Origin of the sequence: Streptomyces sp. Inha503 (genome assembly GCF_047215865.1) — a bacterium.
Lineage (GTDB): Bacteria > Actinomycetota > Actinomycetes > Streptomycetales > Streptomycetaceae > Streptomyces > Streptomyces lycopersici.
In genome coordinates this window covers 6,628,839-6,642,716 of the sequence record NZ_CP178360.1, presented here as the reverse complement: position 1 = coordinate 6,642,716, position 13,878 = coordinate 6,628,839, and the positions used below count along the sequence as shown (strand labels likewise).

Below are 13,878 nucleotides of genomic sequence, written 5' to 3'. Positions count from 1 at the left end.
GACGGGTCCCGGCGCGGGGCCGCGCGCCGGGACCCGTCGGCTCAGTTGTCGTTCGCCGCGTCGGAGTCCGCCCTGTTCGCCGCCGACTCCGCGTCGTCCACCAGCTTGTTCAGCTCATCCAGCTCGGAGGCGGACGGAGCCGGTGCGGTGGCCGACGGGGCGGACGCGCCCGATGAGCCGTTCGCGTCGTCCGAGCCGCCCGAGCCGTCCTTGCCGCCGCAGCCGGTGACCAGCGCGGCGCAGAGCAGCGCCGTGGCCGCCACGGCCCAGGGGCCGCGCTTCACTTGGCCGATTCCTTGTCACTGCTGGAACCACCGCCGGAACCGCCGCCGGATCCCTCGCCGCGCGCGGCGCACCACTTCTGGACCTTCGACAGGTCCTTCTGCCGCTGCTCGAGTGTCGGTACGAGGGACCTGCGGAAGGTGAGCTTGTGGTTGAGGAACGTCTGGACCTCGGTGTGGTCCGCCTTCTCCGCCCGCTCCACCCGCTTCGTCAGCCGGGCCACGGACCCGCGGACGGTCGCCGGGCCCTTCAGCCGCTTCAGCGCGCGGTCCAGCCGCTTGTCGATCCTCTTGGCGCGCTCGCACAGCCCCCGGGAGCCGTCCCCCGCACCCTTCGGCGCCTTCGCCCTCGGGGAGGCGGCCGGCGCCGAGGCCGGGGCGCTGCCGTCCGCCGGGGCGCTGCCGTCCGCCGCCGCGATGCCCACCGGACCGAGCAGGGCGGCGGTGGCCGCGCACGCCACGAGGGCGCTCTTTCCACGGTGCATGGTGCTGTTCCTTCCCTTGGAGCCGGACGGCCGGGGAGGGGCCGGGCCGTCCCGGGCTGGGGAAAAACCTAGGAACCGTCTTTGTGGAAACTCTGTGGACCGGAGTTACCGCGCTTCGGCGGGGCGCAGGACGAACCCCACACCGCGCACCGTGTGCAGCATCCGCGGCCGGCCGCCCGCCTCCAGTTTGCGGCGCAGATAGCTGACAAAGGTGTCCACGGCGTCCGTACGGACGTCGAAGTCATAGCCCCAGACGCGATCCAGCAGCTGATCGCGGGTGAGCACGATCCCGGCGTTGCGGGCGAACACGTCCAGCAGCTCGAACTCGCGCCGGGTGAGCCGCAGCTCCACCCCGTCCAGCCACGCCTCCCGGGCCTCCGGCACCATCTCCAGCGCACCGGCCCGCACCCGGTCGGTGGCGGCGGGCGGACGGCGGCGCAGCAGGGCGTGCAGCCGCAGCACCAGCTCCTGGAGCGCGAAGGGCTTGACGAGGTAGTCGTCGCCCCCGGCCTGGAGCCCGGCCACCCGGTCGGCCACCTCGTCGAGCGCCGAGAGCATCAGGACGGGCACGTCATTGCCGTCCGCGCGCAGGCTGCGGCACACCTCGATCCCGCTGAGGTCCGGCATGGAGATGTCCAGGACCACCACATCGGGCGCCCCGTCGCGCAACGCGGCCAGCGCGGCGTGGCCGCCGTCCGCGAGGGTCACGGCGAACCCGTTGAGCCGCAGCCCGCGCTCCAGGGACCGCCGGATGGCCGCGTCGTCGTCCGTCACCAGGACGCGACCGCTGCCCGTGCCTGCCATGTCCGTACCACCTCCGGCCCGGCATGGTACGTGCCCCGCCGTGCGCGCGGCCCGTGTCAAGGGCGCGGGCATGGCCTTTGGGCCAATTGACTCCGTCCCGTCCGCGCCGTGGGATTGGTCTGGTTCACCCTTTTCCCGCCGCGCCCGCCCAGGAGCCGGTGTGTTCCGCGCCCGCGAAGGAGCCAGCGTGTCCCAGCCCGCCACCGACCCGGATGCCCTGGACGCCCTGGATTCCCTGGATTCCCTGGATTCCCTGGACGCGCTGGGGCCCAAGGGGCCCTACCGCTCCCGCCACCGCCTCACCGTCCAAGATGTCACCGGCACGCCGATGGCCGAACTGTCCCTGGTGCCCCGGCTGTTCGTCACCCGGGCGCTGGCCGCCCTGCGCGCCGCCGGCACCCCGCCCCTGGAGGAGCGGCTGGCCGCGCTGAAGCGGGCGGGGGAGCTGTTCGCCACCGGCACCGTGGCCGGGATGACGTACGGGGCGTACGAGGGCGCGGTGTGCCGGATGTCGGGCACCCCGCTCGCCAATGTGCGGATCGCCGTGGAGGCGATACGGCTCAGCGCCACCGAGGCGTACCGCAGCGTCCAGGCGGCCCGCCCGGTGGGGGCGGTGGGCGATTGGCGCGATCCGTACGCCCGCGGCGGCACCGCGGTGTGGATCCGGCGCGGCGATGTCTTCGCGGTGCACGCCGCCGGTAACCACCCCGCCGTGCACGCCCTGTGGCTGGAGGCGCTGGCGCTGGGCTACCGGGTGGCCGTACGCCCCTCCCGGCGTGAGCCGCTCACCCCGTACCGGCTGGTCAGCGCCCTGCGCGAGGCGGGGTTCGGGACGGATCAGGTGGTGCTGCTGCCCACCGACCACGACGCGGCGGGCGAGATCCTGCACGGCGCGGACCTCTCCATGGTCTACGGCGGGCAGGAGGTCATCGACCGCTACGCCACCGATCCGGCCGCGCTGCCCAACGGGCCCGGCCGCTCCAAGATCCTCATCACCGCCGACCGGGAGTGGCGCGACCACCTCGATGTCGTCGTCGACTCCATCGCCCGCCACGGCGGCACCGCGTGCGTCAACGCCACCGCCGTCCTCGTCGAGGGCGACCCGGCGCCGGTCGCCGAGGCGCTGGCGGAACGGCTCGCCGCGCTGCCCAGCTTGCCTCCGCAGGACGAGAAGGCGGTGCTGCCGGTCCATCCGCTCGAGGTCGCGCGCGGCTTCGAGCGCCTGCTGCTCGGCAAGGCCGCGGGCGCCCGCGCGTGGCTGGGCGGCGACGGCGTGGTGGACGACCTCGGCGACGGCAGCGCCACCCTCCGCCCCGCCGTCTTCCAGCTCGACGATCCGCGGGACCCGCGGCTGGGCGTGGAGCTGTCGTTCCCCTGCGTCTGGGTGGCCCCCTGGACGCGGGAGGCGGGCGTCGCCGCGCTCCGGGACAGCCTGGTGGTCACGGCGATCACCGGGGACGAGGCGCTGCTGGACGGGCTGCTCGCCGAGCCGTCCATCAAGAACCTCTACATCGGCGACCATCCCACCCACTGGATCGCGCCGGGCATCCCGCACGACGCGTATCTCGGCGAGTTCCTGATGCGTACGAAGGCCGTCATCCGCGGCTGACCCCATGAGTCCCCCGCCGCCATCCGCGAGGAGCATCCCGTGCCGACCGCTTCCCTTTCGGTGCTCGACATCCCCTACGACGAGCGCCCCGACCCCGATGAGTACATCCGCGCCGCCATGGAGTGGCACTTCGGCCCGGACACCGGCTCCCCGTTCTGGCTGCGGAAGGCGGAGACGCTGGACTTCGACCCGCGGCGGGACGTCAAGGGCGTCGCCGATCTCGCGCTCTTCCCCAACGTCACCGGCCAGTTGCGCGACGTGCCGGTGCGCGATCTGATCCCCCAGGGCTACGACCCCGACGCCCGGATCGTCGGCGTCTTCGAAAGCGGCGGCACCACCGGCGCGCCCAAGCGGATCGTGTGTCTGCGCGACTGGCTGGACCGCCTCACCCACGGGCTGAGCGCCGACCTCGACGGGCTCGGCATCCCGCGCGGGGTGGACTGGCTCGCCATCGCGCCCAGCGGCCCCCATATGGTCGGCGAGATGGTCGCGGGCACGGCCGCCCGGCACGGTGGGCTGATGTTCCGCGTCGACATGGATCCGCGGTGGGTGAAGAAGCTGATCTCCGCCGGGAAGGCCGAGGAGACCGACGCCTATGTGAACCACCTGGTGGAGCAGGCGGCGTACGTCCTGCGCACCCAGGACATCGGGGTGCTGATGACCACCCCGCCGCTGCTGGAGCGGCTGGCCCGGCACGACGACCTCATCGAGCTGATCGGGGAGAAGGTCAAGGGCATCATGTGGGGCGGCGCCCATATGGACGCCGACACCCGCGATCTGCTGCGCACCGAGGTCTTCCCCGGCTGTGAGCTCTACGGCACCTACGGCAACACCATGATCCTGGGCGGTGCCACCGAGCGGCTGGGGCTCGGCCCGGACGAGCCGTGTGTCTTCGATCCGCGTACGCCGTTCGTCACCTTCTCGGTGGTGGACCCGGCGAGCGGGCGTCCGGTGCCGTACGGCGAGCGCGGCCAGGTGGTGATGAACCACGTCAGCAAGTCCGCCCTGCTGCCGAACAACCTCGAGCGCGATCTGGCGATCCGCGTCCCGCCGCCGGAGGGCGCGGTCGGGGACTCGGTGGCGGATGTGGGGCCGGTGGCGATGTTCGACGACGAGGTCGTGATCGAGGGCGTCTACTGATCGGGGACGTGTCCTCACGCCGGGGGTGGCGGCGCGGCTGACACCCGGCCGCCACCAGCCGCTCCGGGCCGCCGCCAGGCGCTGACACCGGGCCGCCACCAGCCGCTGGCACCCGGCCGCCACCAGGCGTTTGCCGCGTTCCGCCATGGACCCATTCAGCCGCGACAGTCGCAGTGGTTACGATCTGGCGCGATGGGCAGAGGGCAGCGCGGAGGAGAGGCCCGCATACGGAGGGGCCACATAGGCCACATACGGAGGGACCCGGTGCGCGGCACCGTGCCTTCCGTCCTCTGCCGTGCCGTGCTGCTGCTCGCCGCCGCGATATGGGTGGCGCCCTCGTGCGTCCATCCCGCCGCCGGCCACGGCGCCCTGTCGACGGGGTGCCGCCCGCACCGCCTGGCGGAGACCGCGTCGGCCCAGCCGCACGAGGAGCCGGTCGCGTATCCGGCTCCCGGGCACCGCCCGTTCGACACCTCCGGCTCGGGCACCGGAAGCGACAACTGTGTCGCGGGCCCCCGGGGAGTCGTCCAGGCCCTGGTGCCCACGCCCGTACCCCCGCCCTCCCTCGCCGAGGTTCCGCCGCCCGACGGCCGCCGGGCCCCGGACTCCGCCCGGGCGCCGCCGGACCATCCCGTCCGCGCCCTCGGCCTCCACCAGCTCCAAGTACTTCGGACCTAGGCCGACGCCGGTCACCGCGATGCACCGCTCCACCCATCCAGCGTGCGAACAGCGCGAACTGCGCGAACTGCGAGGTTGAGGACAGCCATGGGCTCCAAGGGATCGAAGACGAAGGGCGCGGCGGCCGACCGCCGCGCGAAGATAGAGGAGTTGCGCCGCGCCGAGAAGGCGCGCGAGCGCCGGTACCGGATCATCACCATCACCTCGGTCACGGTGATCGTCGCCGGACTGGCCGTCGGGGGCTACTTCCTCGTCGACGCGAGCGACAAGAAGGAGAAGAAGGAGGCCAAGGTGGTCTCGTCGGTCGTGAAGACCGGCGAGTTCAAGGGCATGAAGACCTGGAAGAACCTGGGCCGGACGCATGTCCAGGGCTCGGTGAAGTACGCGATGTCGCCGCCGGTCGGCGGAAACCACAACCAGGTCTGGCAGAACTGCAACGGCGATGTCTACACCAAGCCGCTGACCAAGGAGAACGCGGTGCACTCGCTGGAGCACGGCGCGGTGTGGGTGACGTACACCGACAAGGCGTCGAAGGAGGACGTCGCCGCACTCTCGGCGCGGGTCAAGAAGACCCCGTACTCGTTGATGAGCCCCTACCAGGAGCAGGACGCGCCGATCGTCCTCAACGCCTGGGGCAATCAGCTCGACGTCCAGAAGGCGTCCGACCCGCGGGTGGCCGACTTCTTCAAGAAGTTCGTCCAGGGCAAGCAGACGCCCGAGCCCGGCGCCTACTGCACCAACGGGAAGACTTCGTGAGCGACGGGACCGCCGTCGGCCGCGCCTCCCGCCAGCCGCTGGTGGCGGGGATCGCCGCCGCCCTCGCCCTGCTGACGCTGGTGGCGGTGGCGGTGCTGTGGCTGACGAGCGACCGCTCGGAGGGCTCGACCGACACGGGGACGCCGAAGGACACCTCGGCCGAGGCCGGTTTCGCCCGCGACATGTCCGTCCACCATCAGCAGGCGGTGGAGATGTCGTTCATCGTGCGCGACCGCACCGACGACGACGAGGTGCGGCGGCTGGCGTTCGACATCGCCAGCACCCAGGCCACCCAGGCCGGGATGCTCCAGGGCTGGCTGGACATGTGGGGGCTGGACAAGACGTCCGAGGACCCGCCGATGACGTGGATGAAGCACGCGTCGTCCGACGGCATGGAGGGCATGGACCACGGCTCGATGAAGGGCATGGGCTCCACGTACAAGCCGCACGACGGCTCGCTCATGCCGGGCATGGCCACCAACAGCCAGCTCGACGAGTTGCGCAAGGCCAAGGGCAAGGCGGCCGAGGTGCTCTACCTGAAGCTGATGACCGCCCATCACAAGGGCGGCGTCGAGATGGCGAAGGGGGCGGTCGAACTGGTCAAGGACTCGACCGAGAAGCATCTGGCCCGGACGATGGTCCAGGGCCAGCAGTCGGAGATCCAGCTGATGGCCGACATGCTCAAGGCACGCGGCGCGTCCTCCTGACACCGCCCACCGATGGCGCCCCTCGCCCCGCGGGGCGCCATCACCCCTTCCGCGCGAACACCCCGGACCGGGCCGCCTGATACGTCGCCTCGACGGTGGTGTGCACCAGCCGGTCGTCGATGGACCCGCGCAGGATGAGCACCCGGTAGTAAAGCGGCGCCCCCAGCGAGGCGATGACCTCCCACGGGTCGGTCTCCTCGGGGATCTCCCCCCGCTCCACCGCGTTCCGCACGATCAGGGTCACCTCCTCGGTCCGCCGCACGAACGCGTTACGGACGATCTCCTCGACCCGGAGGTCATGCGCGGCGGCCGCGAGCAGCCCCTGCATGACATTGCGGTTGCGCAGGGCGTTGTTGAAGTCCGCGATGGCCTGGGTGAGTTCCCTCAGGTCCCGGTGGAAGTCACCGGTGTCCGGGGTGGGCAGCGTCGAACTCCGCTCGGCCAGCAGATCGACGACCACCCCCTCCACCGTGCGCCAGCGCCGCCGGATGGTCGACACATGCACCCCCGACCGCCGCGCGAGCCGATCGAGGGTGAGCTCGGCGAACGAGTCGCGGTCGAGCTCCTCGTACGCGGCCGCCAACACGGCGGCCCGAGTCCGGGCCGTACGCCCCCCGGGGCGAGCCGACCCATGTGGTGGTCGCTCAGTCATGACGCGCCGACTCTACGGCTCCTCCACCCTTCGTGAGCACCAGATCTTCACGACATCCGGGCGCCGAACGCTCGGTAACCCGTTGCACGGCGTACACACCCCTCGCTAGTGTGACACCCGTTACCTAATGCGCGCTACAGCGCATTAGGCCAGTACGGCGCAGAGTTTGCCGGACCTTCCTCACGAGGGGAAGGAAGGTCCAGCACGCTCCTCTTCTTTCTTCTGGTCTTCAGGGCGGGGCGGTCGGGTGAGGTCAGCCGTAGGAGGCCGACCACTTGCGCGTGAAGTGACACACCCCGTCAGGCGTGATGTGGACGCGGCTGCCGTAGATCGGCAGACTGCCCTCGGCGTTCAGCCGGTGCCGGATGCGTTCGAGCACCGTCCACAGGCGCCGCGGGCCGCCTTGGTGAACGGTGGGCGGGTCGATCCACGTCGCCGAAGCGCGCGCCCATGAACCGTCTGCGTGCACGAGCCATGCCGTGCGCCGCTCGCCGCGCTCCTGGTAGTGGGTCTCGACGCCGGGCGCGGCGAGTTCGAGCATGGCGCGCACGTCCCACGCCTCTGCGACATTGAGCACCGGATAGCGGCCCTCGGTCACCTGCTCGCCTTCGCGGTCCCGTACAGCCGCGAACAACTCTGCCGTCCCTGGCGGGTAGTCGGCCCCGGTGCGGGTGCTCATGAATCCGGCCCGGTCCCACTCGACAACCCCGCGCGCGCCGCCGTCCGCGTCCTTGTCGGCCGTGACGATCACGTTCATATGGGCAAGCGTGGTGACCAGACGCCCGCCGGGGCGCAGCGCGGCCGTCACGCCGACGAGGTTGTGCAGCGCCACCATGGACACGATGCGGTCGAAGTCCCCCGGGAGCGGCCCCGTGACATCACAGGTGACCACCTGGGGGGACATACCCAAAGAGGCAAGCCGATCGGTCGCCGTCTCGGTCAGGTACGGGTCCACGTCCATGGCCGTGACGTGCTTGTCCCCGAGGCGCCGAGCCGCGAGGGCGGTACTGGTCCCGGTACCCGTACCGATGAGGCCGAGGTCGGCGCCGTCGTACAACAGCCCGTGGCGCAGCATGCGCACCACCAGGCCGGGCATGGTGCTCGACGATGTGGGCACGCCGCGCGGCCGGTCGTCGGGGCCTGCCCGGTCGGCGTGCAGCGGGCCGACGCGGGTCACCAGCGACGTGTCGGAGTAGGCCGCGCGCAGCCACGCCGCCTCGTCCGCCGGCCCGTCGCGCAACGCCCACGTGCCGCCGCCCGCCGGTTCCCACCACCGGGGCACGAAGACGTGCCGGGGGGTGGCGGCCACCACGTCCCGCCACCGCGAGACGGGCGGGGTCGCCTCGGCCGCGAGACGTTCGGCGTGGGGCTTCCAGTCCATGAGCCTCCTCATTCGCCGTACTTCGGGTCGCATGCTTCCTGCTCGGCAGGCGAGCAGTCGCCGCCGTCCGACGCGGGCTTGCAGTCAGGGTCACACGGACCTCGCCCGGCGCGGGCCGGAATCGCGCTCAGCGCCTCGGCCCATGCCTCGCCGCCCAGGATCGCGGCTAAGCCCCGTTCCCGGACGTTGCCGGTGGTCAGCCATCGCGCCATCACACACGGGGTCACCTCACCTGAGGGCAGGACGGCCGCCTGTCCGTGCCCGCACCGCCCACACAGCTCCGCCGTGTCCGCCCCGGCCTCGGACGGCGAGGCACGGCCGAGGCGCCGCATGCGGTCCGCGCGGATCGCCGTCACGCCGAGCGCTTCCAGTTCCCGACGTGCCTCGCTCACCCGCTGCCCCGACAGGACGGACACGATGCCGACACGCAGCGGGATACCGCGCCGTACGGCCTCGGCGATGTTCGCCCGGGTGCGTTCGTAGCTGCCCGGTCGGGTCGTGATGGCGTCGTGTTCCGCTGCGCGGTCGCTGTAGTAGCTGGTGGCCAGTTTCACGCCCTCGCGGGCGAGCAGGCGCCACCAACCGGGCTTGATGTGGAACAAGTCGCTGTAGACCTCGATGTGAAGGCCGAGGTTCAGCGCATGGTCGACCAATTCGGCCCATGCCGGATGCGTGGTCGGCTCACCTCCGATGAGCTGTACCTCGCGCGCGCCCAGTGCCGCCGCGTCGCTGATCACCCGTCGCCAATCGCCGACCGTCATCATGCCGCGCGTGCCCATCGGCCCCGACTCGGCAAAGCACTGTGTGCATTGGAGCTGACAAGCTCCAGCACACCCGCTTCCCCCAGGGCAGCCGATCGGCCCCCCATCGCCAGGCGCACGCCTCCACAACGGCCAGACCCCGTCCCCGCTCGTCGTCGGGCCCGGCGGTGCGCGGCGCGGGCAGTGTGCGGCACTTGTCCGTCACGGCGATGCGGACCACGTCGGGCGCGGGGCGGGTGACGGTGACGCGGATGACGCGGCAGTCGGTGTGGTCCACCGCGTTGGCCACCAGTTCGGAGGCGATGAGGGTGGCGGCGTCGGCGCAGTGCTCTATGCCCCAGACCGCCAGCGCCGTACGGACGAGGCGACGAGCCGTGGCGGCGATTGGGGCCGTGCACGGCAGGGTCTCGGTGTAGCCGGGGTGCCCGGAGGGGCGGGTGGTGGTCACAATCATGGCGGACCTCGCGGTTCGTGAACGTGAGCGCACGCTATGACCGCTGTGAGCGACCGGACAGTGACCGTACGTACCACTTTGACGCGCGGGTGGGACGACTCGTCCTACCCCTCCAGGTTGAGCCGGTCGGCCAGTTCGGTCACGGGGGAGGTGCGGCGGCGCTCGCGGCCGCGTAGTTCGGCCACCACCCGCCGGGCCGTTCCGTGGTAGCGCATCCACTCAGGGGCGTCGCCCTCCGCGGCCAGGAGGGCGCGGACGGCGCTGTCGTCCTTGCCGAGGTCGACGCAGGCCAGGGCGCGGTCGACATGGAACCGGGCGCGCCATGTCGGCGGAAGCCGGTGGAGTTCGGGAACGGCACGGGCCGCGGTCAACGCCTTCGCGCCGCGCTCCATCTCCACCAGGAAGTTGACCTTGGCGACACCGACATTGGTCGGGCCGAACGGTGTGGCGTAGTCGAGGCGGTCCTCTCCGATGCGGGAGGCGGCGGCCGTCGCCATGTTGAGCAGTTCGTCCACGGCGTCGTGCTTGCCGCGTCGCACGGCCGCGGTCGCCGCACGCAGCAGAAGGATTCCCCACAGGGACAGTTCGATGGGCCGGGACCGGAATCCGGGCTCGATCCGCTCGGCGGCGGTCAGAGCGACACGTTCGGCGTCCTCAAGCCGCCCCTGCTTGGTCAGGATCCACGACAACGTGGAGACGCCCATGGTCTCGAGGTGCGGATCGTCCGACCGCCGGGCGGCCTCCATGGAGCGCTCCAGCGCCGTGAACCCGGCGTCCTCCTTGCCCAGTGCGGCCAGCGTGGTGGCCGCCACCTGATACGCCTCGGCAAGCACCGCATGGGCCGCGGCGGCGTCAGCGCCGCTGTGGGCATGTGCCGCCGTCCTGGCATCCCGGATGAGCTGGGGCAGCAGGACGCCGATCTCGGCCATCCGCCCCTCGCGCCGGATGCGTTCGGTGGACCGTAACGCGGCGCGCAGCGCCCCGACGGTGGGCGGGGCCTCGGGGTCGGTGTCCTCACCGAGGAGTTCGGTCAGCGGGGAGACGGCCTGCCGCAGCGCGAGCACGGACGGCGAGTCGCCCTCCTGGCGGGCCTCGAAGGTGGTCGGCTGACCGATCAGTACGGACGGTTCCACATCGAGCGCGCGGGCGAGGGCGTTGATCGTCGAGAGCCGCGCCGTCTGCCGCTGCCCCTGTTCCAGCTTGCGCACCACGTCCACGGACAGCTCCGCCCGTTCGGCGAGCCGCTCCTGGGTGAGCTTGCGCCGGACCCGGAACCGAGCGATCCGCTCCCCGAGCCCCTGCTCGTCCTCACAGCCCATGGCACTGGTCCCCCACTCACCATCAGGTATCAGGCGGATGTGGCTTCCACGCTACGCCCTCGCGCGGACCGTATGGAGGGAACCGGTACCCCGTACGTCCCCCGGCGGTGCGCGGTGCGTTTCCGGGGGACCGGGGGGCGGTCAGCGCGGGTGGGCCGGGGTGAATTCGGCGGGGAGGGCGGCCACGCCGCGCATCATCAGGGTGACGTGCCATTCGAGCTCGTCCGCGGGGACGGAGAGGGTGACGTCCGGGAGGCGGTCGAGGAGGACCTCGATGGCGGCGGTGGCGATGACCTCGGCGATTTCGCGGGCGGCCGGGGGGCAGCCGTGTTTGCCGTGGCTGAAGGCCATATGGGCCTGGTTGCCGCCGGCGCCGGCGTGGAAGTCCGGGCGGACGTCGGGGTCGGCGTTGGCCGCGGCGAGGCCGAGCATCAGGCAGTCGCCCTTCCTGATGCGGCGGCCGCCGAGCATGGTGTCATCGGCGGCCCAGCGGCCGATCCAGAACGGGACCGGGGTGTCCTCCCACAGCACCTCGTTGAGCGCCTGGCCGACGCTGCGGCGGCCGCCGGAGAGGGTGATGGCGAACCGTTCGTCCGTCAGCATCAGCCGGAGGGCGTTGCCGATCAGGTCGCTGGTGGGCTGCTGGACGGCGTAGATGGAGCCGAGCAGGTCGTTGATGATCTCGTCGTCGGTGAGCCCGGCGGGGTGGGACACCAGATGGGCGGCGACGTTGACCTGGTCGGGGTTCTCCCGGACGCGCTTGATCAGCGCCTCCATCCGGGTCTGCATCTTTTGCAGCGCGATGGGGGCGTCGTTGCCGGTGAGGTGGAGCGAATCGTTCTGGATGGCGGCGGCTTCGGTGTCGTCCAGGCCGTAGAGCCGGGTCACCACCCGCAGCGGGATCTGGCTGGCGTACTCGGCCACCAGATCGGCCCGGCCGCTGCCCGCGAAGGTGTCGATCAGCTGGTCGGCGACGCGCTCGCACTGTGCGCGCAGCTCGAACTGGTCCACCGACGCGAGACCGTCGCAGATGGCCTCGGACCGCCGCTGGTGATCGGCGCCCTCGCTGAAGAGCATGGTGGGGCGGTAGCCGACGAAGGTCGTCAACTCCCAGTCGGGCGGCACCAGATGCCAGGAGTGCCAGCGGCGGGAGTCACGGGCGAAGAGGTTGGGGTCGGTGGTGACCCGGACCACCTCGCGGTAGCCGAGCACCGTCCAGACGGGGATCTTGCCGTCCAGCAGGACGGGCACGACCGGGCCGTGGTCCCGGAGCAGCTCGCGGTAGAGCTCCATCGGTTCGTCCCGGAACCGCCCGTAGTCCAGCGGCACCGACCCGGGGGGCACCACCCCGTCGGGCGGTGCGGGGGCCGATGGGAAGACGGGCTCGGGCGCCGCCCCGGGCGGGGCGTCCAGCGGGGACGTGGGGTCAGGGGTGGTCACGCGGTGGTCTCCCCGGCGGAGCCGTTGGTGGACAGGGAGTAGAGGTAGCGGGCGAGCGCGACCAGTACGGCCTTGCTGGAGTCGCGCTTTCGGGCGTCGCATTCGATCATCGGCACCTCGGGCGGGAGGTCTAGGGCCTCCCGCACCTCCTCCAGCGTGTGCTGCGGCTCGGCGAAGTTGTTGCGGGCCACGATGAACGGAGTGCCGTGGTGCTCCAGCCGGTCCAGCGCGTACCAGGAGTCGGAGAGCCGGTTGGTGTCCACCAGGACGACCGCGCCCAGCGTCCCGGAGAACAGCCGGTCCCACAGGAACCAGAACCGCTCCTGGCCCGGGGCACCGAACAGATAGAGCACCATCTGCTCGTCCAGGCTGATCCGGCCGAAGTCGAAGGCCACCGTGGTGGTGGTCTTGTGGCGCACGAACGAGGCGTCGTCGATGCCGATGCCCGCCTGCGTCATCGTCTCCTCGGTGCTGAGCGGGCGGATCTCGCTGACGGACTGCACCATCGTCGTCTTGCCGACGCCGAACCCGCCGACGATCACGATCTTCAGACCGTCGCTCGCGCTCTCCCGCAGCGGGGCGTGTCCGGCGCCGCCGGGGAGCGCGGTGCTCACGGTGGTCTCAGAGATTCTGGAGTGCAACGAGCACCTTCTTCAGGGTTTCGGGCCCGGGCAGCCGGCCGCCGGGGCGGGCCGCATGCGGATGGCGCGCGGTGATCCGGCCGGTGTCCAGCAGATCGCACAGCAGGATCTTGACCACGCTGACGGGCAGTTCCAGATACGAGGAGATCTCCACGACCGACAGGGGGCGGCGGCACATCCGCAGGATCTTGACGTGCTCGGACTGCATCCCGGGGGTGGGATCGCTTTCGCTGACGATCAGCGTGACCATGTCGAACCGGCTCTCGTCGGCCCGGCTGCGGCCGCCGGTGACGGTGTACAGCCGGTCCGGGCCCTCCTTGTCCAGCGGACCTCGGATCATGCCTTCGCCCCGCCGCCGCTGCCGCCCGCTTCCACCCGGGGAGCGGCCCGGAGATGGTCGCCGATCTGCTCGACCAGCTCGTTCATGTTGTGGCCGATGATGCCGACATCGGCATCGTCATGGGCCACCACGGCGAGATGGGCGCCTTCGCCGGCCTCGACGATGAACAGAATTCCCCCGTGGAACTCCGTCATCGACTGCCGTACGCCGCCGCTTCCGTCGCCGAACTCGATGGACGCGCCATGGGCGAGGCTCTGGATGCCCGACGCGATGGCCGCCAGCTGATCGGCCTGGTCCACGGACAACCCGGAGGAGAGGCACAGCTTGAGGCCGTCCCGTGACAGCACCAGGGCGTGGCGCGAGCCCGGGGTCTTCTCCAGCAGGTTCTCCAACAGCCAGTCCAAGCTGCGGTCGGTGGTGTTCATCGGCG

General features: G+C 71.5%; 17 protein-coding genes. 5 read left to right on the top strand and 12 right to left on the bottom strand.

Annotated features, from left to right (window positions below; all coding sequences use genetic code 11):
- Positions 1-41 precede the first annotated feature (41 nt).
- The 3 genes from ACJX2R_RS27685 to ACJX2R_RS27675 all read right to left on the bottom strand — a co-directional run bounded on the left by ACJX2R_RS27685 (position 42) and on the right by ACJX2R_RS27675 (position 1,570).
- On the bottom strand, positions 42-284 hold the full coding sequence (locus tag ACJX2R_RS27685) for a hypothetical protein (RefSeq protein WP_413102359.1): 243 nt from the start codon (positions 282-284) through the stop codon (positions 42-44).
- Complete coding sequence (locus ACJX2R_RS27680; protein WP_413102358.1) at positions 281-766, bottom strand: hypothetical protein; 486 nt, start codon at positions 764-766, stop codon at positions 281-283. Before ACJX2R_RS27680 ends, ACJX2R_RS27685 begins: the two co-directional genes overlap by 4 nt.
- A 105-nt stretch (positions 767-871) precedes the next feature.
- Positions 872-1,570 carry a response regulator transcription factor gene (locus ACJX2R_RS27675; protein WP_413102357.1) on the bottom strand — a complete coding sequence of 233 codons (699 nt, stop codon included), beginning with the start codon at positions 1,568-1,570 and terminating at the stop codon, positions 872-874.
- Between the two features lie 244 nt (positions 1,571-1,814).
- Here ACJX2R_RS27675 and ACJX2R_RS27670 point away from each other — a divergent pair, with 244 nt between their 5' ends.
- From ACJX2R_RS27670 to ACJX2R_RS27650, 5 genes are all read left to right on the top strand, one after another.
- Positions 1,815-3,179, top strand: a complete 1,365-nt coding sequence (locus tag ACJX2R_RS27670; protein ID WP_413105955.1) for an aldehyde dehydrogenase family protein — start codon at positions 1,815-1,817, stop codon at positions 3,177-3,179.
- 39 nt (positions 3,180-3,218) lie between these two features.
- Positions 3,219-4,319, top strand: a complete 1,101-nt coding sequence (locus ACJX2R_RS27665) for an AMP-binding protein (protein WP_413102356.1) — start codon at positions 3,219-3,221, stop codon at positions 4,317-4,319.
- Between the two features lie 264 nt (positions 4,320-4,583).
- Positions 4,584-4,997, top strand: coding sequence for a hypothetical protein (locus ACJX2R_RS27660; RefSeq protein ID WP_413102355.1), 414 nt, complete (start codon positions 4,584-4,586; stop codon positions 4,995-4,997).
- Positions 4,998-5,084: 87 nt separating this feature from the next.
- Entirely contained in the window at positions 5,085-5,753 is a 669-nt protein-coding gene (locus ACJX2R_RS27655) for a DUF3105 domain-containing protein (RefSeq protein ID WP_262705279.1), read from the top strand.
- On the top strand, positions 5,750-6,460 hold the full coding sequence (locus ACJX2R_RS27650; protein ID WP_413102354.1) for a DUF305 domain-containing protein: 711 nt from the start codon (positions 5,750-5,752) through the stop codon (positions 6,458-6,460). Before ACJX2R_RS27655 ends, ACJX2R_RS27650 begins: the two co-directional genes overlap by 4 nt.
- Positions 6,461-6,500: 40 nt before the next feature.
- Here ACJX2R_RS27650 and ACJX2R_RS27645 read toward each other — a convergent pair whose 3' ends face one another.
- From ACJX2R_RS27645 to ACJX2R_RS27605, 9 genes are all read right to left on the bottom strand, one after another.
- The gene (locus ACJX2R_RS27645; protein WP_413102353.1) at positions 6,501-7,112 is read right to left on the bottom strand and encodes a TetR-like C-terminal domain-containing protein; all 612 of its coding nucleotides are present in this window, start codon (positions 7,110-7,112) and stop codon (positions 6,501-6,503) included.
- Between the two features lie 253 nt (positions 7,113-7,365).
- Positions 7,366-8,493, bottom strand: a complete 1,128-nt coding sequence (locus tag ACJX2R_RS27640; RefSeq protein WP_413102352.1) for a methyltransferase domain-containing protein — start codon at positions 8,491-8,493, stop codon at positions 7,366-7,368.
- A gap of 8 nt (positions 8,494-8,501) precedes the next feature.
- Positions 8,502-9,272, bottom strand: coding sequence for a radical SAM protein (locus ACJX2R_RS27635; protein ID WP_413102351.1), 771 nt, complete (start codon positions 9,270-9,272; stop codon positions 8,502-8,504).
- Complete coding sequence (locus tag ACJX2R_RS27630; RefSeq protein WP_413102350.1) at positions 9,175-9,708, bottom strand: ATP-binding protein; 534 nt, start codon at positions 9,706-9,708, stop codon at positions 9,175-9,177. Before ACJX2R_RS27630 ends, ACJX2R_RS27635 begins: the two co-directional genes overlap by 98 nt.
- Before the next feature lie 104 nt (positions 9,709-9,812).
- On the bottom strand, positions 9,813-11,027 hold the full coding sequence (locus ACJX2R_RS27625; protein WP_413102349.1) for a helix-turn-helix domain-containing protein: 1,215 nt from the start codon (positions 11,025-11,027) through the stop codon (positions 9,813-9,815).
- A gap of 141 nt (positions 11,028-11,168) precedes the next feature.
- On the bottom strand, positions 11,169-12,467 hold the full coding sequence (locus tag ACJX2R_RS27620) for a cytochrome P450 (protein WP_413102348.1): 1,299 nt from the start codon (positions 12,465-12,467) through the stop codon (positions 11,169-11,171).
- Positions 12,464-13,108: a GTP-binding protein gene (locus ACJX2R_RS27615; protein ID WP_413102347.1), complete on the bottom strand. Its 645-nt coding sequence runs from the start codon at positions 13,106-13,108 to the stop codon at positions 12,464-12,466. The genes ACJX2R_RS27620 and ACJX2R_RS27615 overlap by 4 nt, the downstream gene beginning before the upstream one ends.
- A complete protein-coding gene (locus tag ACJX2R_RS27610) occupies positions 13,089-13,448 on the bottom strand; it encodes a DUF742 domain-containing protein (protein ID WP_020869869.1) in 360 nt (119 codons plus the stop codon). Before ACJX2R_RS27610 ends, ACJX2R_RS27615 begins: the two co-directional genes overlap by 20 nt.
- Positions 13,445-13,873 carry a roadblock/LC7 domain-containing protein gene (locus ACJX2R_RS27605; protein ID WP_020869870.1) on the bottom strand — a complete coding sequence of 143 codons (429 nt, stop codon included), beginning with the start codon at positions 13,871-13,873 and terminating at the stop codon, positions 13,445-13,447. Before ACJX2R_RS27605 ends, ACJX2R_RS27610 begins: the two co-directional genes overlap by 4 nt.
- Between the last annotated feature and the right edge of the window lie 5 nt (positions 13,874-13,878).

What these genes read in the sequence shown, in the direction of transcription:
- ACJX2R_RS27640 (WP_413102352.1), bottom strand. Translation starts at nt 8,493, where the DNA reads ATGGACTGGAAGCCCCACGCCGAACGTCTCGCGGCCGAGGCGACCCCG.
- ACJX2R_RS27610 (WP_020869869.1), bottom strand. Translation starts at nt 13,448, where the DNA reads ATGATCCGAGGTCCGCTGGACAAGGAGGGCCCGGACCGGCTGTACACC.
- ACJX2R_RS27680 (WP_413102358.1), bottom strand. Translation starts at nt 766, where the DNA reads ATGCACCGTGGAAAGAGCGCCCTCGTGGCGTGCGCGGCCACCGCCGCC.
- ACJX2R_RS27635 (WP_413102351.1), bottom strand. Translation starts at nt 9,272, where the DNA reads ATGGGCACGCGCGGCATGATGACGGTCGGCGATTGGCGACGGGTGATC.
- ACJX2R_RS27655 (WP_262705279.1), top strand. Translation starts at nt 5,085, where the DNA reads ATGGGCTCCAAGGGATCGAAGACGAAGGGCGCGGCGGCCGACCGCCGC.
- ACJX2R_RS27625 (WP_413102349.1), bottom strand. Translation starts at nt 11,027, where the DNA reads ATGGGCTGTGAGGACGAGCAGGGGCTCGGGGAGCGGATCGCTCGGTTC.
- ACJX2R_RS27630 (WP_413102350.1), bottom strand. Translation starts at nt 9,708, where the DNA reads ATGATTGTGACCACCACCCGCCCCTCCGGGCACCCCGGCTACACCGAG.
- ACJX2R_RS27605 (WP_020869870.1), bottom strand. Translation starts at nt 13,873, where the DNA reads ATGAACACCACCGACCGCAGCTTGGACTGGCTGTTGGAGAACCTGCTG.
- ACJX2R_RS27675 (WP_413102357.1), bottom strand. Translation starts at nt 1,570, where the DNA reads ATGGCAGGCACGGGCAGCGGTCGCGTCCTGGTGACGGACGACGACGCG.
- ACJX2R_RS27645 (WP_413102353.1), bottom strand. Translation starts at nt 7,112, where the DNA reads ATGACTGAGCGACCACCACATGGGTCGGCTCGCCCCGGGGGGCGTACG.